The sequence below is a fragment of the Streptomyces griseobrunneus genome, assembly GCF_046713465.1.
Lineage (GTDB): Bacteria > Actinomycetota > Actinomycetes > Streptomycetales > Streptomycetaceae > Streptomyces > Streptomyces microflavus.
Genome location: NZ_CP177080.1, coordinates 5839079 through 5856647 on the forward strand (window position 1 = coordinate 5839079; position 17569 = coordinate 5856647).

The 17569-nt window shown below is 70.8% G+C and carries 28 protein-coding genes and 1 pseudogene; 1 reads left to right on the top strand and 28 read right to left on the bottom strand.

The window, feature by feature from the left end; genetic code table 11:
• Positions 1 to 41: 41 nt before the first annotated feature.
• The 28 genes and pseudogenes from ACK8N7_RS26515 to ACK8N7_RS26650 form a co-directional block, all read right to left on the bottom strand.
• Positions 42 to 317 (bottom strand): hypothetical protein, encoded by a 276-nt coding sequence (locus tag ACK8N7_RS26515; RefSeq protein ID WP_500444332.1) that lies wholly within the window; start codon positions 315 to 317, stop codon positions 42 to 44.
• A complete protein-coding gene (locus ACK8N7_RS26520) occupies positions 314 to 808 on the bottom strand; it encodes a hypothetical protein (RefSeq protein ID WP_500444333.1) in 495 nt (164 codons plus the stop codon). Before ACK8N7_RS26520 ends, ACK8N7_RS26515 begins: the two co-directional genes overlap by 4 nt.
• The gene (locus tag ACK8N7_RS26525) at positions 805 to 2073 is read right to left on the bottom strand and encodes a DUF6011 domain-containing protein (RefSeq protein WP_500444334.1); all 1269 of its coding nucleotides are present in this window, start codon (positions 2071 to 2073) and stop codon (positions 805 to 807) included. The genes ACK8N7_RS26520 and ACK8N7_RS26525 overlap by 4 nt, the downstream gene beginning before the upstream one ends.
• Entirely contained in the window at positions 2070 to 2246 is a 177-nt protein-coding gene (locus ACK8N7_RS26530; protein WP_500444335.1) for a hypothetical protein, read from the bottom strand. Before ACK8N7_RS26530 ends, ACK8N7_RS26525 begins: the two co-directional genes overlap by 4 nt.
• A complete protein-coding gene (locus tag ACK8N7_RS26535) occupies positions 2239 to 3027 on the bottom strand; it encodes a hypothetical protein (RefSeq protein WP_500444336.1) in 789 nt (262 codons plus the stop codon). Before ACK8N7_RS26535 ends, ACK8N7_RS26530 begins: the two co-directional genes overlap by 8 nt.
• A gap of 160 nt (positions 3028 to 3187) precedes the next feature.
• Positions 3188 to 3727, bottom strand: coding sequence for a 3'-5' exoribonuclease domain-containing protein (locus ACK8N7_RS26540; protein WP_500444337.1), 540 nt, complete (start codon positions 3725 to 3727; stop codon positions 3188 to 3190).
• The gene (locus ACK8N7_RS26545; protein WP_500444338.1) at positions 3727 to 3918 is read right to left on the bottom strand and encodes a hypothetical protein; all 192 of its coding nucleotides are present in this window, start codon (positions 3916 to 3918) and stop codon (positions 3727 to 3729) included. The genes ACK8N7_RS26540 and ACK8N7_RS26545 overlap by 1 nt, the downstream gene beginning before the upstream one ends.
• On the bottom strand, positions 3918 to 4196 hold the full coding sequence (locus ACK8N7_RS26550; RefSeq protein ID WP_500444339.1) for a hypothetical protein: 279 nt from the start codon (positions 4194 to 4196) through the stop codon (positions 3918 to 3920). The genes ACK8N7_RS26545 and ACK8N7_RS26550 overlap by 1 nt, the downstream gene beginning before the upstream one ends.
• 15 nt (positions 4197 to 4211) lie before the next feature.
• Complete coding sequence (gene ssb, locus ACK8N7_RS26555) at positions 4212 to 4718, bottom strand: single-stranded DNA-binding protein (RefSeq protein ID WP_500444340.1); 507 nt, start codon at positions 4716 to 4718, stop codon at positions 4212 to 4214.
• 155 nt (positions 4719 to 4873) lie between these two features.
• Positions 4874 to 5827: a hypothetical protein gene (locus ACK8N7_RS26560; protein WP_500444341.1), complete on the bottom strand. Its 954-nt coding sequence runs from the start codon at positions 5825 to 5827 to the stop codon at positions 4874 to 4876.
• On the bottom strand, positions 5824 to 6111 hold the full coding sequence (locus ACK8N7_RS26565; protein ID WP_388128520.1) for a hypothetical protein: 288 nt from the start codon (positions 6109 to 6111) through the stop codon (positions 5824 to 5826). Before ACK8N7_RS26565 ends, ACK8N7_RS26560 begins: the two co-directional genes overlap by 4 nt.
• Positions 6112 to 6131: 20 nt before the next feature.
• Positions 6132 to 6401, bottom strand: a pseudogene (locus ACK8N7_RS26570) (zinc finger domain-containing protein); the annotation flags it as partial.
• Positions 6401 to 6880: a hypothetical protein gene (locus ACK8N7_RS26575; protein WP_500444342.1), complete on the bottom strand. Its 480-nt coding sequence runs from the start codon at positions 6878 to 6880 to the stop codon at positions 6401 to 6403. The pseudogene ACK8N7_RS26570 and the gene ACK8N7_RS26575, both read right to left, overlap by 1 nt.
• Positions 6877 to 7599, bottom strand: a complete 723-nt coding sequence (locus ACK8N7_RS26580) for a zinc finger domain-containing protein (RefSeq protein WP_500444343.1) — start codon at positions 7597 to 7599, stop codon at positions 6877 to 6879. The genes ACK8N7_RS26575 and ACK8N7_RS26580 overlap by 4 nt, the downstream gene beginning before the upstream one ends.
• The gene (locus tag ACK8N7_RS26585) at positions 7596 to 8588 is read right to left on the bottom strand and encodes a hypothetical protein (protein ID WP_500444344.1); all 993 of its coding nucleotides are present in this window, start codon (positions 8586 to 8588) and stop codon (positions 7596 to 7598) included. Before ACK8N7_RS26585 ends, ACK8N7_RS26580 begins: the two co-directional genes overlap by 4 nt.
• Before the next feature lie 64 nt (positions 8589 to 8652).
• A complete protein-coding gene (locus tag ACK8N7_RS26590) occupies positions 8653 to 9507 on the bottom strand; it encodes a DUF2303 family protein (protein WP_500444345.1) in 855 nt (284 codons plus the stop codon).
• Positions 9504 to 9890, bottom strand: coding sequence for a YfdP family phage-associated protein (locus ACK8N7_RS26595; protein WP_500444346.1), 387 nt, complete (start codon positions 9888 to 9890; stop codon positions 9504 to 9506). The genes ACK8N7_RS26590 and ACK8N7_RS26595 overlap by 4 nt, the downstream gene beginning before the upstream one ends.
• 374 nt (positions 9891 to 10264) lie before the next feature.
• Positions 10265 to 10537 carry a WhiB family transcriptional regulator gene (locus ACK8N7_RS26600; RefSeq protein ID WP_500444347.1) on the bottom strand — a complete coding sequence of 91 codons (273 nt, stop codon included), beginning with the start codon at positions 10535 to 10537 and terminating at the stop codon, positions 10265 to 10267.
• On the bottom strand, positions 10534 to 10779 hold the full coding sequence (locus ACK8N7_RS26605) for a hypothetical protein (protein ID WP_500444348.1): 246 nt from the start codon (positions 10777 to 10779) through the stop codon (positions 10534 to 10536). The genes ACK8N7_RS26600 and ACK8N7_RS26605 overlap by 4 nt, the downstream gene beginning before the upstream one ends.
• Positions 10776 to 12251 (bottom strand): UvrD-helicase domain-containing protein, encoded by a 1476-nt coding sequence (locus ACK8N7_RS26610; protein ID WP_500444349.1) that lies wholly within the window; start codon positions 12249 to 12251, stop codon positions 10776 to 10778. The genes ACK8N7_RS26605 and ACK8N7_RS26610 overlap by 4 nt, the downstream gene beginning before the upstream one ends.
• Before the next feature lie 72 nt (positions 12252 to 12323).
• On the bottom strand, positions 12324 to 13589 hold the full coding sequence (locus ACK8N7_RS26615) for an AAA family ATPase (RefSeq protein WP_500444350.1): 1266 nt from the start codon (positions 13587 to 13589) through the stop codon (positions 12324 to 12326).
• Positions 13586 to 13882 (bottom strand): hypothetical protein, encoded by a 297-nt coding sequence (locus tag ACK8N7_RS26620; RefSeq protein ID WP_500444351.1) that lies wholly within the window; start codon positions 13880 to 13882, stop codon positions 13586 to 13588. Before ACK8N7_RS26620 ends, ACK8N7_RS26615 begins: the two co-directional genes overlap by 4 nt.
• Positions 13879 to 14130, bottom strand: coding sequence for a hypothetical protein (locus tag ACK8N7_RS26625; RefSeq protein ID WP_500444352.1), 252 nt, complete (start codon positions 14128 to 14130; stop codon positions 13879 to 13881). The genes ACK8N7_RS26620 and ACK8N7_RS26625 overlap by 4 nt, the downstream gene beginning before the upstream one ends.
• Entirely contained in the window at positions 14127 to 14912 is a 786-nt protein-coding gene (locus ACK8N7_RS26630; RefSeq protein ID WP_500444353.1) for a hypothetical protein, read from the bottom strand. The genes ACK8N7_RS26625 and ACK8N7_RS26630 overlap by 4 nt, the downstream gene beginning before the upstream one ends.
• On the bottom strand, positions 14909 to 15661 hold the full coding sequence (locus tag ACK8N7_RS26635) for a BN159_2729 family protein (RefSeq protein ID WP_500444354.1): 753 nt from the start codon (positions 15659 to 15661) through the stop codon (positions 14909 to 14911). The genes ACK8N7_RS26630 and ACK8N7_RS26635 overlap by 4 nt, the downstream gene beginning before the upstream one ends.
• Positions 15658 to 16251, bottom strand: coding sequence for a sigma-70 family RNA polymerase sigma factor (locus ACK8N7_RS26640; protein WP_500444355.1), 594 nt, complete (start codon positions 16249 to 16251; stop codon positions 15658 to 15660). The genes ACK8N7_RS26635 and ACK8N7_RS26640 overlap by 4 nt, the downstream gene beginning before the upstream one ends.
• Positions 16252 to 16369: 118 nt before the next feature.
• Positions 16370 to 16606, bottom strand: coding sequence for a helix-turn-helix transcriptional regulator (locus ACK8N7_RS26645; RefSeq protein WP_500444356.1), 237 nt, complete (start codon positions 16604 to 16606; stop codon positions 16370 to 16372).
• Positions 16590 to 16895, bottom strand: a complete 306-nt coding sequence (locus ACK8N7_RS26650) for an XRE family transcriptional regulator (protein ID WP_500444357.1) — start codon at positions 16893 to 16895, stop codon at positions 16590 to 16592. Before ACK8N7_RS26650 ends, ACK8N7_RS26645 begins: the two co-directional genes overlap by 17 nt.
• A gap of 264 nt (positions 16896 to 17159) precedes the next feature.
• On the opposite strand from ACK8N7_RS26650, the gene ACK8N7_RS26655 reads away from it, so the two are divergent.
• Positions 17160 to 17528 carry a helix-turn-helix domain-containing protein gene (locus ACK8N7_RS26655; protein WP_500444358.1) on the top strand — a complete coding sequence of 123 codons (369 nt, stop codon included), beginning with the start codon at positions 17160 to 17162 and terminating at the stop codon, positions 17526 to 17528.
• The last annotated feature ends 41 nt before the right edge of the window (positions 17529 to 17569 follow it).

Genomic DNA, 17569 nt, shown 5'->3' on the forward strand with positions numbered 1-17569 from the left:
ATCCGGTCTTGGCGGACGGTGGATGCGCCCCTGCTGCATGCTCAGCGTCGGCGGGGCGGGCCGTACGGGGACTGCCACGCTGGGCGGTCCCGATGGCGGGCCTTGCCGGTCTCGTCGACCAGGCCCGTGCTCTGGACGGCGCGCGAGGCCTGGTCGATTCTCCGGATCAGTTCGGCCATGACGGTGGTCGCAGTTCGGAGGGCGGTCTGCCAGGTGATGACCGGCATGGGGTCGGGCTCGGCCTGGTGGAGTTCGACGGAGCTCACGCCTTCGACCGGCACCCACTCGCCGTCGACCTCGATTTCCATGCGGCTCATGTCGGCTCCTCCGTGAAGATCATGTGGTCGCCTTCGACGCAGTGCGAGGAGACGCACTCCCCGACGTGCATGGCGTCGAGCGCCGCGTTGACCGCACGCCAGATGTGGGCGTTCCTGATGGGCACAGGCTCGACGGGCAGGGTTCGGATGTAGGCGTACACGGCGTCGTAGGCGGGCTGACGACGGCGGACTAGGTCGCGGAGGGCGGACTCGGATTCGTCCAGGCCGGGTGAGCCCTTGACCTGCTGCTCTTCGTCGAGGTGGGCGACACCGTCCGGTGCGGGCCGGAAGTTGTCCACCCGTTCGGCGATGGCCGCAGTCTTCCGGCGTTCGGTGTCGAGGTGCTCGGCGGCTTCGGCGATGACCAGCACGGTCAGGCTGATGCTGATGGCCTGGGTGACCATGCCGGTGATGCTGAGCGTGAAGATGACGGCGATCAGGAGGCCGGCGGCGATGGCGAGCAGGTAGACGCGGAGACGGGCGTTGATCACGACGTCGCCTCCACGGAGCCGAGGGCGGGCGCTTCGTAGTTGCCGTCGGGCCAGGTCGTGGAGAGCAGGCCGATCACTTGCTGGGGGTTCACGCCCGCGCAGCCGGAGGCGACGACGTACGCGCGCATCTGGTGGACGGTGCGCTTGATCGCGGCCTCGGCCTGGTCGGCGCGGGCGCGCTGCTCATCGGCGTCGCACGGCTCCATCACCGTGCCGGTGCACTGCGCAACGGTCTCGTCGATCAGGGTGACCACGTAGTCGGCGGCGAAGTCGTTGCCCTTGGCGCGGGTCATGCCGTATCGGAGGAGGTGCAGCGCCCGGCGCAGGCCGTCGCGCTCCTTCTCGGCTTCGTCGGCGCGGCTGCGCACGTCGGCGACGTCCTCGACGACGCCGCGGATCGGCCCCATGCCCTTGCGGCCGGTAGCGGCCTCGTACATCTCGGCGATGGTCTTGCACGAGGCGAGATGGTCGGCCTTGTACCGCTCGGCGTCATGCCCGGCCTCGCCGGTGGCGCGGCGGAGCAGCTCTTCGAGCATCGTGCCTGAGCCGGGGAGAGCGGCGTACAGGATGGTGTTGCGGAGCATCTCGGTCGGGAACTCGGCCTCGCAGGTTGGGCCACAGTGCTCGTGGTCACCGGCCTCGTGGGCGCGCTCGGTCTCCTCTCGGTCCGCGCGCTGTTCCTCGGTCTCCGGCTCGTTCTCGGTCACGGCGGAGAACACCCGGCGCCGACGGGCGAGGTACTCCTTGAACTGGGTGACGGCGGCCTGGTCGCCGGGGCTGAGTACGGTCCGCGGGTCGGTTCCGCAGCGGCCGGTGTGCTGCGCCGCCCCCGTCAGAACGTTGTAGACCTCCGCCGGGTCGACCGCGACCTGATCGAGGCGCGCCGCCAGGTAAGAGCGCACGCGCTCCAGGGCGGCCCGGTCAACGCCGGTCATGGCCTGCTCTGGATCGGCACCAAGGAGCCGCCGGGCCACCGTCGCGGCGACCGCGGCAATCGTGCGCGGGTCGTCGACCACGGTGCTCGGGCCCTCGGTGGTGCACTGCTCCCACACTGCGGAGGCGGTGGCCTCCATCAGCGGGTCGCTATCGGTCCAGACGGCGGGGGTCTTGGGCTGGTCGGTCATGGGTTCCTCGAAGGTGAGTTGGTGGGAGCCCGCGGTCGCGGTGCTGCCGTGGAATTTCTTTGCGCAGGTGGGGCCGATACCGGCCGCCCTCGACTCGGGGTCGAGGAGCGGCCGGTTGCACACCCCGCAGGTGTCGGTCACAGGGCGAGCGACCCCGTCCAGGTGGCGAGTTCCTCGGCTGTCTCGGCGCTCGCGCGGACCAGGTCGTCGCGGTCGCGGAGCAGGTCCTGGATGGCGGCCCAGCAGGCGATCGGGTCGGAGGTCGGTCCGAGGCTGCGGATCTCGGAGAGTCGCTCGGGGGTCAGGTCAGCCATCGGTGTCGGCCTTGACGGTGGCCGTGTGCACTTCATCGACGGTGGTGGCGAGGGGGGTCTCGTGGCCGTGGACCAGATGCCAGAGGCCGGCTTCGGGGTCCCATTCGATGCGTTCGTTGCCGAGCAGGCTTCTGATGCGCCCGTCGGGCTCGATGTGGAATGGGATCTCTGCGTCGATGAGGGAGTTGAGTCCGTCGAGCGCGCGCTGCCAGGGGCCCTCTTCAGGGAGGCCGAGGGCGCGGCGGGCGGCTGCGGACTGGCTGCTGGTGGCGGTGAGCAGCTGCTCGGCGAGGAGCCGGGCTTCGCGCTGGGCGCGGTGGGCTTCGGTGCGCCACCGGACCACGTTGCTCAGGGCTCGGTCGAGGCGGCGCTTCAGGTCCGCGTACCGGCGGCGGCCGAGCGGGGCTGGCCCGCGGTCTTCTGTCCACCACCGCATGAGTTCGAGGGCCTGGGCGTGGTCCTCGGGGGTGATGGCCTGGAGGAAGGTGTCGGCGAGGCGCTCGCGGAAGGTGTCGCCCATGCCGGAGCCCCAGAGGGTCCAGTCGATGAGGGACCAGAGCTCGTCGGGGTGCTCGATGGTGCGCGGCTCGGTGGCCGTCTGCTCGGAGGCGAAGGCGGCCCGGATGCTGGCGAGGTGGGCTTCGACTTCGTCGCGGAGGTCGCGGTGTGCGTCAGCAGCCAGTTCCTCGTTGCTGCGGAGTCTGCGGATGGTGGCGAGGTGGGCATCGATCTCGTCGGCGAGGTTCTGCTCAGCGCGGCGGGTGGTGGTGAGTCCGAACACGGTGGGTGCTCCTGGCGGTGTGCCGGGGGCGGGCTCCCGTGTGGTGCCCCAAGTCCGGTCGTACGGGTGGGTCAGCGGCGGATGCCGAGGAATCTGTCGAGCGCGTTGCGCAGGCGTCTCGGGAGGCCGAGGTACAGGCGGACGATCAGCGGGTCGTCCATCAGCGGGTGCGGGCGATGCTGTCGAGGTACTGGGCCATGACGAGGTTGTGGCGGGCGTCGGCGATGGCGTTGTGGTTGCCGCCGTACTGCTTCGGGAGGTCGTCCGGGGTGAGGCCGAGGCGCTTGGCCTCGGTGACCAGGTCGTCGGTCTGCATGGGGATGCCGTGCGGCAGGTTGGACATCGGCCCCCAGAGTTGGGCCATGGCGACGTGGTCGTAGGCGGAGTAGTACGCCCAGAGCTGCGGGTCCGGGGTCTCCAGGATGAACCGTTCGACCATGCGGGCGATCTGGGCGCGGGGGTGGACGTCGGGGTCGGTGACGTCGATGCGGTCCGTACCGCGCGTGCCCCGGGGGTTCTTCAGGATCGGGAGGCTGGGCCAGACGTTGGCCATGAGCCAGCCGTGCCGGCGGACGGCACCCTGGTCGAACTGGGAGGAGACGGCGTAGAGCTCGCGGCCGTCCTCAGCGACCATGCCGATGCTGATCAGGTCGATGGTCCGACCGTCGTCGAGGAACTCGGTGTCGTAGTAGATGCGCATCAGTTCTGCTCCTGGGTGATCTTCGGTACGGGCAGCTGGTCGAGGGCGTCGCCGATGTCGTCGGCGATCTGGCGCCAGCGGGCGGCGAGCCCGGGTGCGGTGGTGTCGCGGGCCTGGGCGGCGACGACGAGGGCCTCGACGATCTCGGAGGCCTCGGCCGGCCCGCCGGGGAGGCGGAGGACGGCGGCCATCAGTCGTCGTCGCAGGGGCCGTGCCCGTGGCTCCCGCCGGTGGAGCCGGTCGAGTACCGCGGGGCCTTCGGCTTCGACGGCTTGGACTTCGAGCCGCTGCTCCTGGAGCCGGAGCTCCGGCCGCCGCTGCTCCCGCCGGACGGACGCTCGGGGGCGACCTGCGCGATGGGCGCCGGGTGAGTGCCGGCCGCGCTGTCGCAGTCGTCGTCCGGGGTGCACCCGGTGAGGAGCGCGGCGGCCAGGGCGGCAACGGCGATGGTGGGGATGATGCGCTTCATGGTGGTGGTCTCCGGCTAGAAGGGGGGCTCGTCGCTGTGGCCGCGGGCGTTGTCGATGGCCCAGGGGTCGTCGGCGGGCGGCTGGGTCGGGCGGGACTGCTGGGGTCGGCCCTGGGAGGCCCCTCCGCGCGGCTGGCTGGCTCCCTGCCCGCCGTTCTGGGCGGGGGCGGCCTTGGTGACCTTGGCGGTCGCGTACGCCAGCGTCGGGCCGATGCTGCGGATCATCAGCGCCGGACGCTCGTGCTTGACCCCGTCCTTCTCCCAGCGCTCCGTCCGCAGCTCACCCGAGACCATGACCTCCATGCCCTTGGCCAGGGACTCGGCGATGTTCTCGGCGTGCTGCTCCCAGGCCGAGCCCCGGACGAAGAAGGTGTCCCCGTCCTCCCACTGTTGGGTCTGCTGGTTCAGCCGGCGGGAGTTGAAAGCGAGCCGCACGTCCGCGACGGCCTTCCCGGAGGGGGTGAAGCGGAGCTCGGGATCGTCGACCAGGCGGGCGACGCCGGCCAGGGTGGGCAGTGCCATGTGATCTTCCTGTTCTCCCTGCGCGCGAACCGGATCGGAACCGGTTCGCGCGGTGGGTACTTAGCGCTTTGTGATCTTGAGGTTGGGGAGGTTGGTCCAGGTGCCGGTGATGAGGCCGGTGGTGATCGCGACGAGGGCCACGAAGGCGACGGTGATCACTGGGTGGGGTTGGGGAGGAGCTTGCGGAGCTCGTCACACGCGTCGCCTCGGCCGGGATCGCACTCGTAGTCCTGGGGCAGCGATTCGATCTCTTCGATGGCTTTGGTGAGGATTGCGGTGCGGATCGCGGCGGCGGCCGGGTCTGTGCGGCAGCTCGGGCAGTTGTCGCCGGTCTCGTCGCTCTGCCAGCCCAGCTTGGTCCGGACGTGGTTGCGGATGACCTCCAGGCGCTCGGCCTTGGTCATGGTGTCGGTGACGATGAAGTCGCCGCGGAACTCGGTGCCGCAGGTGTCACAGAAGATGCCGAGGCCGCAGGGGTACTTCTGACCGGTGGGGGTGTCGTCCTCAGCGCCGAGTCCTTCCTTGGCCATGCGGTCGAGGTGGTCGGCTGCCCAGCGGATGCCTGCTCCCCGTTCGGTGTTGGGGTGGGCTACGGCTCGCAGGGTGGTGATGGTGTCGGCGATGGCCTGGGTGCGGATCTCGGCGTGCTGCTGCGCCTTGGCCTTGCGGATGGCGGCTTCGAGCGGGGCGATGGCAGCGCGGGCGGCCTGGTCGTCATCCTCGTCGGGGCGGGGCGCGCACTCCCCGTCGTGGCCGATGCGACGGGAGCAGACGAAGCCCGTCTCGGTGGTGACGTCGATGCTCGCGCCGCAGGAGCGGTATTCGGCGGAGCGAAGGCTGAGACCGTCGACGAAGGCGCGACGGGTGGCCTGCTCGGCGGCGAGGCCAGCGGACTGGGCGATCCCCGCGAGGACCTTCGGCAGCTCGGTCACGGGCACGTGCGCCGACTGCGGCTCGTCACTGCCTTCAATCGTGATCGACACGGTGCCGGTCGTGCCACCGGTGTTGAGGTCCGGCAGGAGACGGGCGGACAGGCAGTACTGGTCCTCGTCGACGTACCGGAACGGGACGGGCTGATCGGGCGGCTGCGGGGTGGTCTGGTCGGTCATCGGTTCTTCTTCCGTCGGTGGTCGGCGAGTCGTACGACGCCGATGGGGAGGGCGGTCTGTTCCTGGCGGGTGGGGCAGGTGGCGATGTGGGGGAGGTGGAGGCGTTCCCAGCCGGTCAGGGGGAGTTCGGCGGTGGGGCGGCGGGACCGGAGAGTGCCGTTGCCGTCGCGCCAGACGGCGGCGTTGCCGGTTGGGTCTGGGTCGGGATCGACGGCGAGGCGGCGGCCGGCTTCGGTACGGGTCCAGCGGATCGGCTGGTGGCAGTCGGGGCACTGTGGGGCCATGGCGGGGTCCTGTGGGTGGCGGTGTGGTTGGTGTCGGCCTCGGTGATGCGCTCGGGGTGGGGCATGGACAGGGCGGTGCGGAGGCTGGGGGGCAGGGACATGCACGGGCTGTCGGGGGCGGCGGCGCAGACGGGGCAGGTGGTGGTGTGGATGACCCAGGTGATGCGGCGGGCGTCGTGGGTGCCTCGGCGTTGCTCGCGGCCGGTGGCGGGGTTGGTGCAGAGCTGGCCCTGCGGGGCCGAGCACCAGGAGCAGCGGACGGCCATCTGCGGGAAGCGGGCGGTGCGCATCAGGGGGTCCTCCGGGCGAGGAGGGTGGGGCCGACTCCGACCCAGCGGGGCGTGCCGGGGCGGGGAGTCTGGCCGGTGTGCTCGGCGGCATAGGCGATGGCGCGGAGCAGGGTGTTGCGGCGGTCGTCGGGGCAGCGGATGTCGGCCTGTACGTCGGCGAGGATCGGGCGCAGTGGGTGTGCCTGGATCTCGATGCGGCCGCGGGTGCTGGTCTGGGCGTGCTCGCTGATGATGTGGAGCCAGTCGGCGGAGTCGAGGGGGGTGGCGACGGCGAGGAGGTCGATGCGGTCGCCGAGTTCGTGCCCTCCTGCGGTCCAGGCGTAGCGGATGTTCACGCCGCCGTCGGGGCGGTGGAAGTTGATCCAGAGCCAGGTCTCGGGCGGGTGGCCGGCGGCGATGCTCTGGGCGAGGGCGTTGAGGAGGGGTGCGCTGTCGGTGTTGGGCGTCAGCGTGAGGGGTTCGGTGGCGGTGAGGCTCATGAGGTGGGTTCCTCCTGGGTGGTCTCGGGTGCCGGGGGGACGGTGCGGTCGTCGGCGGCGAGGGCGGCGGTTGCGGCGCGGATGCGGTCCTCGGCGACGCGGTCCTGGGCGGGGTCGGTCGGGGGGAGGCCGGCGGCGCGGCGCTTCGCGTCGTCGAGGCGGGCGGGGTGGGGGTCTTTCATGCGGCGGCCGCGGACGGTGCAGCTGGTCCCGGGGAGGGCCTGGCAGATGCGGCAGCTGATGGCGCGGGGGTTGACGACGCCTTCGCGGGCGGTGGGGAGGGCTTGGCCGACGGCGGCGCGGGCGGCGGCGACGCGGTTGGTGTACGGGCCGGGTGCGCCGGGCGGGAGGGCGAGGCGGTCGGCGGTGCCGAGGGCGGCGGCGGGGGTGCGGGCCGGGAGGAGGCCGTCGGCGGCGGCGGTGATGAGGGCGCGGCGGGAGGCGGCGGACTGGGCTCCGGTCTCCAGCGGGTTGCCGTCGTAGACGACGTGCGCCAGCTCGATGCGCTCGGCCCGTCGGGCCTTGATCTCCGTGACGATCTCGGCTGGGGCGACGAAGGCCTGGCGGGCGGCGACAGTGATGACTGCGGCGCGGGCGTCGTCCACGGTGTACGGGGCGAGGATGTCGCCCCAGACGTCGGGGGTGTGCTCGTTGAAGCGCTGCTGGGGGCAGACGCTGGCGACGTACTTCGCGACGAGGATGGCTTCCTCGGGTGTCACTGATCCTCCTGGGGCTGGCGGGCCTGGGCGCGGGCGAGGGCGCGGTCGAAGAGGTCCATGCCGGTGTCGGGGTCGTAGCCGTGTTGGCCGCTGGGCTGGCGGGGGGCGGCCGTACGGGGGGCGTTCATGACCTGGTTCACGACGGACGGCAGCGTGCTGGGGTCAAGGCCCTTGGACATCCAGTGGGCGATGCCGCGTCGGATGTCGTCGGGGTCGATGCGGTCCTCTTCGAGGAGCACACGGATGGTTTTGGAGACCCGGCCGATGACGGAGCCGGGCGGGCGCTTCGGTGCGCGCTCCAGCCACTCGCCGACGATCATCTGGGTGGTGACTGGCTTGGGCTGCTCGGCGGCAGCTTCCTCGAGGACCTCGGCGTCGACGATGTCGTCTTGCGCGGCTTGTGCGTCAGCTGAGTCGGACGGTTCGCCGAACGAGAGAGGTCTTGTAGAGAGAGGAGAGAGAGTAGGCGTCCGGGATTCCCTGACACTGACGTCCGGGATTTCCTGACACTGAGACTCGTCAGTGTCCGCAGAATCCGGACACTGGGATTTCGGCTCAGTGTCCGCAGAATCCGGATGCTGAGAGTCGTCAGTGTCCGGGATTTCCGGACCCTGAGCGTCAGTGTCCGGGTTCTCCGGACCCTGGGAGTCCTCGTCAGCGTCAGGGGAATCCGGACGCTGACCGTCGTCCTCAGCGTCCGGGATCTGCGGACGCTGGAGCGGCAGGATCATGTACTTCGCCGTGCCGTTCTTCTGGCCGGCGGAGACCCGCGTGAGGCAGTCCTTCGCGATCAGGGCCTTGATCAGGGCGTAGATCTGGGCGCGGGAGACCTGTGCGCGGCGGAGGATCTTCTCCGACTCGACGCTGGACCAGGTGATGCGGGTCGAGTCCCGGGCGTCGTCGGCCAGCACTGCGAGGGCGAGCTTCTCGCGGTGTGTCAGCGTCGTCGGCGCGTAGTCCAGCACCTCGACGTACAGGCGGCCGCCCACAGGGCTCCTTCGGGATGGTGCGGGGTGCGGCCGGGGGTGACCCGGCCGCACCATGAGCGGTGGATCAGCGGTGTGCGGGTGCGCCGTTCAGCACGGCCATCGGGACGTCGGAATCGATGAGCGTCCGGATGTCGGCGAAGGCTGCGGCGAGGACATCGCCGGGGCGCTCGATCTTGAAGCCGAGGCGCAGCTCGCCCTTCGCCTTGTCCAGGCGGTACTTGAAGCGGGCGATCACCTTGTAGGGCTCGGTGCCCTCGAAAGGCCGCAGGGCCAGGGTCAGCGTCGCCGGGATGGTGATGTCGCCCTTGTGGCCGGCCTTCCCGGTCTGCTCCTCGACGTACGAGAACTTCCGGGCACCGGAGTCGAGCCGCTGGGACGACTGGAACTCGGCGGAGGTGGTCACCTCGAAGGACTCGGCGAGCTCCAGCATCGTGGCGGCCGTCGGCTCGACCAGGTCAACGAGGTTGTCCTCGATGAACTCGGCGAACTGGCCCTGCGGGACCAGTTGGCCGTCCATGGAGGTCCAGGCCCGCCAGGCGGACGTCTCGCGAAGGTGGAGCTCGACGCGGTGACCGCCCCAGCGGGCGTCCTCGCCGGTGTGGGCGTCGAGGACCGCGGTGATGGTGCGGCGCTCGACGTCCGCGTACACCTCGGAGTGGTCGTCGCCGTGCTTGTCGAAGTAGGCGAGGAAGCTGTCGACGTCGCGGACCAACGTGGTGCCGGACTTCCGCGCCGGGACGCCGGTGTGCTCGGGGCCGGTGAGGTCGACCTTCTGGACGCCGCCGCCCGGGGTGACGAGGGTGTAGAAGTTCCCGGGTTCGAGCTGGTGGGGCTGGGCGGCGCGCATGGCGACGTCGATCACGGCCTGGGTGCCGTTGAGGTCGGACGGCATGGTGTTGTCGTAGCGGTTCAGCGTCACTTGGCGCTCCTGAGCTGGGTGGGGGCGGGGGTGGGCTCGACCTCGCGGAGGCCGGTGATGACGGGCTGGCGGGGGTCGGTGCGGGAGAGGTTGCCGGTGTCGTCGACGAAGAAGATGCTCTTCGGGCGCTCGGTGTGCGGGACCTTCGAGGTGACGGTGTCCGTGACAGTGACGGTCCGGCCGTCGGTGCCCGCGATCGGCTTGACGTCGATCTTCAGCGCGATGGCACCGGCCTTTCCGGTCTCGCGGACGGCCTCGATGAGCTCGTGCAGGCGGGTGGACAGCTCGTCGTGCAGCTGGCCGCCGGACTGGTCCTGGAGGAACGCCGCGAACGGGCGGACGACCTGCTCGGTGTCCTCGGCGGTGGGCTCGGTGGTGCTCATGACTTCCTTTCGTGCACTGCTCGTTGTGCTGCTCGGTAGGTGTGGGCGGGAGCCCGGCGCTTGCCGGAGGCGACCGCCCGGTGGTCGACGAGCGCGGACGCGCTCTGGGGTGAGGGGGTGGTCCAGGCGCCCGCCGGCCAACCGGGGCCGGGCGGCGGTTCCGGCCGCCCCCGGAGTGCTGACGGGGTGTGGGAGGGACACCGGAGGCCAGGCAGGTAACGGCGGACCGCGTCGAGCGCACGGCAGTACCGGCGCTCAGGGCCGATCCAGTGCGTGCACTCGGGCGGGGTCGTCACCGCGTGCTGTCCTTCCGTGGTTGGGGGTGGTGGCCGGGTGCGCGGACGGAGCGGGAGGTCGCGTCCGCGCACCCGGAGTCAGGTGGCGCGGCCCTTCTGTCGCTTGCCGCGTTCGACGAGATAGGCCCGGTCCAGGCCGGTGAGCCCGCCCCGGACGCCGAACCGGTAGTCCCGGCCGGTCCCGTCCTCCTCGATCAGCGCGGTGGAGAGGCACTCGACGCGGACGGCGCACCGGGCGCACACCTTCTGCGCGCGCTTCGTGGCTGCCTTCGCCGCCAGGCCCTTCTCCCGGTCGCGGAACCACTCCTCGGTGTCCGCGCCCCTGCAGGCCCGCCGGATGTCGGTGGTCATCGGGTGCCGTCCTCTCCGGCGTGGGTGGGGGCGTCGGGCCAGATCGCCCAGCAGTCGATGAGCTCGGCGGACGGGCCGCCGGGCTCGGTCTCGATGTCCGCGGTGGCGATGGCGGTACGGAGGCGGTCGAGGCCGGCGGCGAAGTCGTCCTCGTCGGCGATGCGGAGCAGGACGCCCGCGCCCGCGATTGCGGCGGCCCAGGCGGTGACGAGGCCGATGACGACCCACTCGACGATGCTCATGCGCTCACCGCCGTGATGGTGTCGACCCAAGCGAGGGCCTCGGCGTCGAGCTGCTGGCGGGCCCGGGTGACGGCGACGTACGCAAGCCGGCCCTCCTCACGCGGGAGGAGGACGTGCCCGGTGGTCGGGTCCGGCTTTGGGGCCCGGAAGTCCGAGTGGATCCGGACGGCGGGCCACTCGCGGCCCTTGGCCTTGTGCGCGGTGGAGACGACGAGCTCCGCGCGGTTCTCGGAGACCAGGGCGTCGGCGGCCGCGAGGATCGGCCCGGTGCCGTGCTCGTTGATCAGCTTCACGAGCACCTTGAGCGAGCCGTCCTCCTCCTCGGCGTACTCGCACACCGCGTCCCAGGACGGGAAGCCCATGAGCTCGGGGTGGTCGGTGACGCCGCCGGACTGGAGCGCTTCGGCGGCCCAGGCGAGGGCCTTGATGTCCCCGCCTCCGCCGACGAGCGCGACCTGCCGCCCGGCAGCCAGGCCCTCCATCACGATGCCCATCGCGCCGGAGTTGCTGCGGCAGAGGATCGCGTCCGGGGTGCTGACGGGGCCGACGGTGGAGTCGGCCTGGTCGTAGCCGGTGAGGCGGAGGGGGGCGTCGATGACGCGGAGCCACCTGTTCGCCTCGGCGGCGATGGCCGGGCCGAACCGGAAGGACTGGCTGAGCGTCAGCTCGGGTGCGCCGAGCTCGCGGACAAAGCGGGCCAAGGCGTCGTTCGCGCCGCGCCAGCTGTAGATCTGCTGGGCGGAGTCGCCGACCGCGATCCGCTGGGCATGGTCCTGGTCCAGGAGGACGGCGGACAGGACGTCGTTGGTGTCCTGCGCCTCATCGAGGAGCACCACGTCCGTCTGGAGCTTCGGGCCGCTGAGCGCCCACATCTTCAGGTAGTGGTCGTGGCTGAGCTTCAGCCCGCCGGTCTCGTCGGTGAGGTCGGCCCACGCGGCGAGGGCCACGGGGAGTACCAGGGCGAGGAGTTCGGTGCGGGGCTGCTCGGTGAGGAGGCCGTCGTACTGCGGGACGTGCCACTTCCGGATCTCGGGGTCGGCGCTGTGGCACCAGCGGGTGATCGTGTCGAGGGCCGCCCGCATGATGATCTTGCCGGTCATCGGCTTCCGAGGGCCGATGTCCGTCGGGATGGACGGGGTCGCGCCTACGATGCCGAGGATTTCCTTCACACCGAGGGCCTGAGCGGCCTGGTGCGCGGTCTGGCGAGGGCCGAAGAGCCGCTCGTTGTACCGGGGGTCGTAGGCCAGGCCGTGGCCGGTCTTGCACAGCACGGTCGACGGGAAGCTCCGCGACGCCTCGGCTGCGATGGCCTTGTTGTACGCGACGTAGACCATCCGTCGGCGCGGGTCGCTCCGGGCGATCATCTTGAGCGTCGAGCTCTTCCCGCATCCGGCGCCGGCCTGGAGTACGAGGTCGATGCCGTCGCCGTAGGTGTCGATGGCGTCGGTCTGCTCGGGGGTGGGGTCCACCACTGGGTGTCCTCCTCTCTGGGGTGGTGCGGGCCCGGCCGGGAGTCGGCGGCCGGGCCCGCGGTCAGTGGTGGTTCAGGCGTGGGCGGGCTGCTTGGCGAACTCGTCTTCGAGGCCCTGGACCATGGCGGTGAACTCATCGACGGGGTTGTCGAAGTCGCCGTACGCGGTGAGGGTGTCGAGGAGGGTCGCGGCCTCGTCGAAGGTCAGCTCGTTGGCGGTGGCGACTTGGCGGCCGATGATGAGGCCGGTGGCGCGGAGCCGTTCCTCGCGCTGGTCCTTCGCGCCGAGGCCGACCTTGGCGAAGCAGGCGTGCATCATCCGCATCTGCGGAGCCGACACCGGCGAGGAGCCGAAGGCAGCGGGCTGCCGGTCCGGGCCGGTTGCTCCCTCGGCGGCGACCGCGTCGGAGATGGAGTGCGGCGTGGGCCCGGCCGGAGCCTGAGTGGTGGGCTGCGCACGAAGCGCCGTCCCGTACTCGGCGATCAGCGCGCCGATCGTCGTGGGCTCACCGGTCTTCGGGTGCAGCTGCCCCGTGTCCAGCAGCCCACGGTTCTTCGCCCGAGCGTGCAGAGCCAGAGCACCCTCGTAGGTCAGCTCGGCGTCCGTCAGGTCGGTCATCAGGACCTCGATCGGGTCCACGCCCTGGCCGAGCTGCTCAAGGATGATGTCCGCCAGGTCTTCGCCCGGGTGGTGGATCGTCAGGCCCTCCAGCGGCTCGTACCGGGTCTTCGTGACGCTGCCGGTGCCTTCGACCATGTCGAGGATCAGCCCGAGCTCGTACTCGGCACCTTCACGCTGGACTGCCTTGACGCCGACCTTGGTGACCTTCTTGCCCTCGATCACGTAGTCGCCCTTGGTGCGCATGGTGGCGATGACGTGGCCCGGGTAGTTCAGGAGGGCGTCGAGCATGTCCTGCTCGATCGGGTTGCCCTCACGCCAGCCGCCGAAGGACCCACCCGCTCCGGGCTTCCGGCCGGCCTCCTCCACGATGGTGAGGAGGCCTCCCCGGCCGTTCCAGAAGTGGGACCAGCTGTCGACGATCAGCACGCCGATGTTGGCGGCGCGGGCGGCGGCGATGGCCTCGATCAGGTGTCGGGGGTCGTGGGTGTCCATCGGCATGTGGCCGAACTCGTGGCCACCGAGCTCGGGCTTTCCGGGGACGGGGGCGTAGGTGAGGGCGGAGCCGCGCTCGGTGTCGATGACGCCGATGGAGCCGCCCTTGGCGAGGCCCTCGGCGATACGGAGGGCGGATTTTGTCTTGCCGGAACCGGCCGGGCCCTGGAGGCCGATGCGGGCCTTGGCGGCTTCTCGGGTGGCGGGAGTGAAGGAGAAGTTCACGTGTTGCTCCGGTGGTCGCGCTGCTGAGGGGTGGTGGTGAGGCGGCCGGTGGTGGTGGCGGTGATGACCCAGTCGGCGGCGTCGCGGACCGCGCCGAACCGGGCGGTCTTCCGGCGCTTGATCGCGTTGGAGTCGGTCGGCATCTGGCGGTACGTCTCGGTGGCGCGGGCGAGAAGGCCGGCGGACAGCTCCGCCCCCGTCTCCGCCCGCAGCTGGCCGAGGACGTTCGCGGCCTCGGTGGCGGACATGCCGCCCCGGACGAGGCCCTGGTAGGCCCGCGAGTAGGCGCTCATCGGCGCTCACCCGGCTTGACGCCCGCGATCTCGTACCAGGCAGCGAACTCGCCGCCGCCCATGCCTGGCTCGGAACCGTCGACGGCGGCCTGCATGGCGGTCGCGGCGGTGAGAGCGAGGGTGGCGTGCACCTGTGCCTCGGCGGCAAGCGCGGCCCCGGTGACCGGGTCAGCGCCGTCGCCGTAGGTGAAGTGGTGCGCCCTGTCCGCCAGGCGCTCGGCCTCGCGGTAGTGCTCGGGCCCGGTCATCGGCCCCCCTCCATCTGCTGGGCGAGGAGGAAGTACCGGCCGTCGTCGGGGCCGTGGACCGTGAGGAGGTCGCGGGCGGCAAGCTCGTGCAGGTCGCCCCGGGCGTTGTGGCGGCGGCCGCGCTTCGGGTAGCCGAGCTCGGCGTACACCTGCTCCGCGCGCCCGGTCTTCCACCGAGTGCCGGGGTCGTCCTGGATGTGGGCGAGCAGCTGCTGAGCCCGGTAGCTGAGGGCCGGAGCTCCCCAGGTCCCGGCGTCGATGCGGGCGACGATCTCGGCGCGCTCGTCGGCGGAGTCCGCGCACTGCACGCACAGCCAGCCGTCACCGCGCCGGACCCAGCCGCGCTCCTCGGCCTTCGAGGACCACTCGCCGAAGGAGCACCGGTCTGCGGAGCACTGGAGGAAGTCGCCTAGCAGGGCCTTCCTGGAGGCCAGCCAGCCCGCGGCGGGGCCCTCAGCTTCGGCCGTGTCGAGTTCGAGTTGAGCCTCCAGGAGGCCCACCGACATGGGCAGACCCTCTTGCCGCATGACCTCGATCGCCTTCCGGTAGCCAGCTTCGTGCCCGGCTTCGGCGTCCAACAGGCGCCGTAGCACCGGCGCGATCCGCTCGCCCATGTAGGACGAGAGGTTCATGCAGTACAGGTCCTCCCACTTCGGGTGTTCGTGCTCCCGACAGTCCCGAACTGCCTTCGCGAAGGTCAGAAGGAGGTCGTCGGTCGCGGGCTCCACGTCGCCGATCAACGCATCGAGCGCCTCGCGGCCCAGGGGCTTCTGCTCCGTCATCCGCGCTCGCCGCCCTGCGCGGCCGCAACCGGCTCACGGACGGGGAGGATCGGGCCGAGCAGGTCGACCACGGCGGCCAGGCTGCACCGCTCGGGCCGGCCGTCCGTCGACAGGAGCGGCATGCCCTCCGCCGAGTAGTCGCCGTGGAAGAACCAGGTGTCGCCGGTGATGTCCTTGTGCCCGACGGCCAGGTCGTAGATGAGTCCTGCGTGCCGGTACGGGCGGCGGGCCTTGGCCTGGGCGGCGAGCTGCACCTCCGGCAGGTCGTACGCCAGCACGGTCACCGGCACGTCGCCGATCGTCGTGCGGCCGCAGACCACGTAGTCGAGGCCGGTGAGCTGGTGCTCGACGATGCCGAGCGTGGCCATCCACCCGGCCCACCGGGACAGCTCGGTGATCTGGAGGGTGATGACGACGGTGTCGCGGTCAGCCCGGACACCGACGAAGTCCGGCTCTGCGGCGTACGTGGAGCGGACGACGTCGACCAGCTGCACGGCGCGCTCGCACGCCGCGTCCCAGTCCGACGCCTGCTGCTCCAACTCCGTCAGCTCCGGCGGAGCGGGCTGGGTGGCCGGTGCGACCGGGGCCCATCCCTGCGGGGTCCGGCGGAGCACCGTCCCGAAGGTGCGCTCGGGGTCGACCAGGAGGCCGGCCCCGTCGAGGGCGTGACCGATGGTGCTCGCGACGTCGCCGTCACAGGCGAGGAGCTCGCGGACCATCGTGATCGCGGCGGGGAGGTTCTTGTTCATGCCGCCACCGCCAGACGGCGGCGCATCGTGGCCATGCCGCGGTGCGTGAGCTGCTTGATGCTGCCCTCGCTCCGGCGCATCGCCGTGGCGGTCTCGGTGAGCGACAGCTCCCGGAGGTACCGGAGCTGGATCGCGCCGTACTGCTCGTGGGTGAGCTTCAGGAGCACGGCGTGCACGGTGTCGGCGGCCTCGAAGGCGGCCAGCTTGCGCAGCCCCATGTCCTCGGCGCTGTCGACCACCGCGTCGGTGTCTAGCGCGTCCCCGACGACGACCTCCAGCCTGGTGAGGGACGACCGGAAGTGGTCGGCGACCAGGTTGCGGGCGATGGTGACGAGCCAGGCGCCGAAGTCGCGGCCCTGCCAGCTGAACGTGCTGATACGGCTCAGCGCGCGGAGGAACGTCTCGCTCGTGAGGTCTTCGGCGAGATGCACGTCACGGACGCGGCCGCGGATGTACCGGGACACTTCCGGGGCGTGGACGTTGTACAGGGTGGCGAATGCCTCCCGGTCGCCTGCTCGGGCGCGGACGAGGAGCTCCGGCTCCCGTCCCGCTCCTGGCGGGGTGATCTTGGGGCTAGCCTGTGGTTTCACGGCCTGCCTCCCTCTCTCGGTGAGGTTGGGTCTGGGGTCGTCCGGTACTTGGCGGTGCGGGCGACCCCGCGGTGTGACAGATGGCAGTGCGCCAACTCGGCAGGTCAATTGCGGTGAATCACCTGTTCGTGGCGACGAGTTCGGAGTCCGATCCCTGCGTCGCCATCCACGCCCGTACCTCGTCGATGTCGAACCGGCGCTGGCGGCCGGCGAACGGGGCGACGGGCATCCCGGCCTTGATCCACTGGAGGATCTGCCAGTCGGAGACGCCGTAGTACGTCTCCATCTCGCGCATGGTCAGGAGGGGCACGAGTCCGGCCGGGAGGTCAGTGAGTCGCTCACTCTTCGTCGGCATCGGAGCTTGACCTTTCTACTGTCGCGGTCGAATGTGTTGGCGTGCGGCTGAACAGTGCGTGCATGCGGTCGTCGAGTGCCTCGGTGATGAGCCATGCCGTGCGGAGCTCGGTGCGCTCCCGGGCGGTGGTTCCGCGCCCGGTAAGTCGAGCGATGGTGGCCGGGCTGACGCCGCGCCCCTCCGGGTCGACCTGCTTGGTCTTCTCGGAGAGTTGGTCGAGGGTGAGCTGCTGCCGCTTCAGTGCGTCGCGGAGTGGCTGCCCTTCGCCGTTGCGGAGCACCTTCGGCATGGGCACCTCGGCTTGTTGTTGCGTGTGAGCTCCTCGTTCTGAGGCGCTGTGACAGTTCTACAGTCGCTGTCGTAGTCGTGTCAACGAGAACTGCCGAGAACCTCCGAGAGCTTTCCGGTGGTGGCGATCTTCGAACGCGCGTTCTATGGTGGCGTCATATGCCAGTGCGTCGGGGCGTGACGGGGAGGTCACGCGCCGTACGAGAACGCCCCACGCTTCTACTTTTACTTGCGAAAAGTAGAAGGCTGAGGGCACCCTTAGCCCGTGGCCACAGAGGATACGACCCCCACCGAAGACCTTGCCCAGCTGCTCGCGCGCCTGAAGGACGAGTACGGCGTGAACGACAGCCAGATCGCGGGAGCCATCGGCGCGTCCGTATCAACGGTCAACACCTGGGTCCACCGCAAACGGCAGCCCCGCCCGGAGGCGCTGCGCGCCCTCGCCGCGGCCTACCCCAAGTTCACCGAAGACCAGATCTTCGCCGCCGCCGGCCGCAAGACCCCCGGTCCACTCAGCCCGGCCGCAGAAGAGCGCCTCCTCGAACTCTTCCGCGGGCTGACCGCTGAGCAGCAGGCCGACAAAGAGGTAGAGCTCCGCGCGCTGAACGAACGCAACCGTTCCGCCCTGTCGTGAGTCTCCGTTAAATGGAGTCCGTCACTCCCTGCTTATGACGG

Excerpts from the sequence above, each read along its gene's own strand:
- ACK8N7_RS26605 (WP_500444348.1), bottom strand. The coding sequence starts at position 10,779 with ATGAGCATCGTCGAGTGGGTCGTCATCGGCCTCGTCACCGCCTGGGCC.
- ACK8N7_RS26550 (WP_500444339.1), bottom strand. The coding sequence starts at position 4,196 with ATGAAGCGCATCATCCCCACCATCGCCGTTGCCGCCCTGGCCGCCGCG.
- ACK8N7_RS26630 (WP_500444353.1), bottom strand. The coding sequence starts at position 14,912 with ATGACGGAGCAGAAGCCCCTGGGCCGCGAGGCGCTCGATGCGTTGATC.
- ssb (WP_500444340.1), bottom strand. The coding sequence starts at position 4,718 with ATGGCACTGCCCACCCTGGCCGGCGTCGCCCGCCTGGTCGACGATCCC.
- ACK8N7_RS26635 (WP_500444354.1), bottom strand. The coding sequence starts at position 15,661 with ATGAACAAGAACCTCCCCGCCGCGATCACGATGGTCCGCGAGCTCCTC.
- ACK8N7_RS26645 (WP_500444356.1), bottom strand. The coding sequence starts at position 16,606 with ATGCCGACGAAGAGTGAGCGACTCACTGACCTCCCGGCCGGACTCGTG.
- ACK8N7_RS26625 (WP_500444352.1), bottom strand. The coding sequence starts at position 14,130 with ATGACCGGGCCCGAGCACTACCGCGAGGCCGAGCGCCTGGCGGACAGG.
- ACK8N7_RS26595 (WP_500444346.1), bottom strand. The coding sequence starts at position 9,890 with ATGAGCACCACCGAGCCCACCGCCGAGGACACCGAGCAGGTCGTCCGC.
- ACK8N7_RS26650 (WP_500444357.1), bottom strand. The coding sequence starts at position 16,895 with ATGCCGAAGGTGCTCCGCAACGGCGAAGGGCAGCCACTCCGCGACGCA.
- ACK8N7_RS26515 (WP_500444332.1), bottom strand. The coding sequence starts at position 317 with ATGAGCCGCATGGAAATCGAGGTCGACGGCGAGTGGGTGCCGGTCGAA.
- ACK8N7_RS26545 (WP_500444338.1), bottom strand. The coding sequence starts at position 3,918 with ATGGCCGCCGTCCTCCGCCTCCCCGGCGGGCCGGCCGAGGCCTCCGAG.
- ACK8N7_RS26540 (WP_500444337.1), bottom strand. The coding sequence starts at position 3,727 with ATGCGCATCTACTACGACACCGAGTTCCTCGACGACGGTCGGACCATC.
- ACK8N7_RS26600 (WP_500444347.1), bottom strand. The coding sequence starts at position 10,537 with ATGACCACCGACATCCGGCGGGCCTGCAGGGGCGCGGACACCGAGGAG.
- ACK8N7_RS26560 (WP_500444341.1), bottom strand. The coding sequence starts at position 5,827 with ATGACCGACCAGACCACCCCGCAGCCGCCCGATCAGCCCGTCCCGTTC.
- ACK8N7_RS26620 (WP_500444351.1), bottom strand. The coding sequence starts at position 13,882 with ATGAGCGCCTACTCGCGGGCCTACCAGGGCCTCGTCCGGGGCGGCATG.
- ACK8N7_RS26575 (WP_500444342.1), bottom strand. The coding sequence starts at position 6,880 with ATGAGCCTCACCGCCACCGAACCCCTCACGCTGACGCCCAACACCGAC.
- ACK8N7_RS26565 (WP_388128520.1), bottom strand. The coding sequence starts at position 6,111 with ATGGCCCCACAGTGCCCCGACTGCCACCAGCCGATCCGCTGGACCCGT.
- ACK8N7_RS26530 (WP_500444335.1), bottom strand. The coding sequence starts at position 2,246 with ATGGCTGACCTGACCCCCGAGCGACTCTCCGAGATCCGCAGCCTCGGA.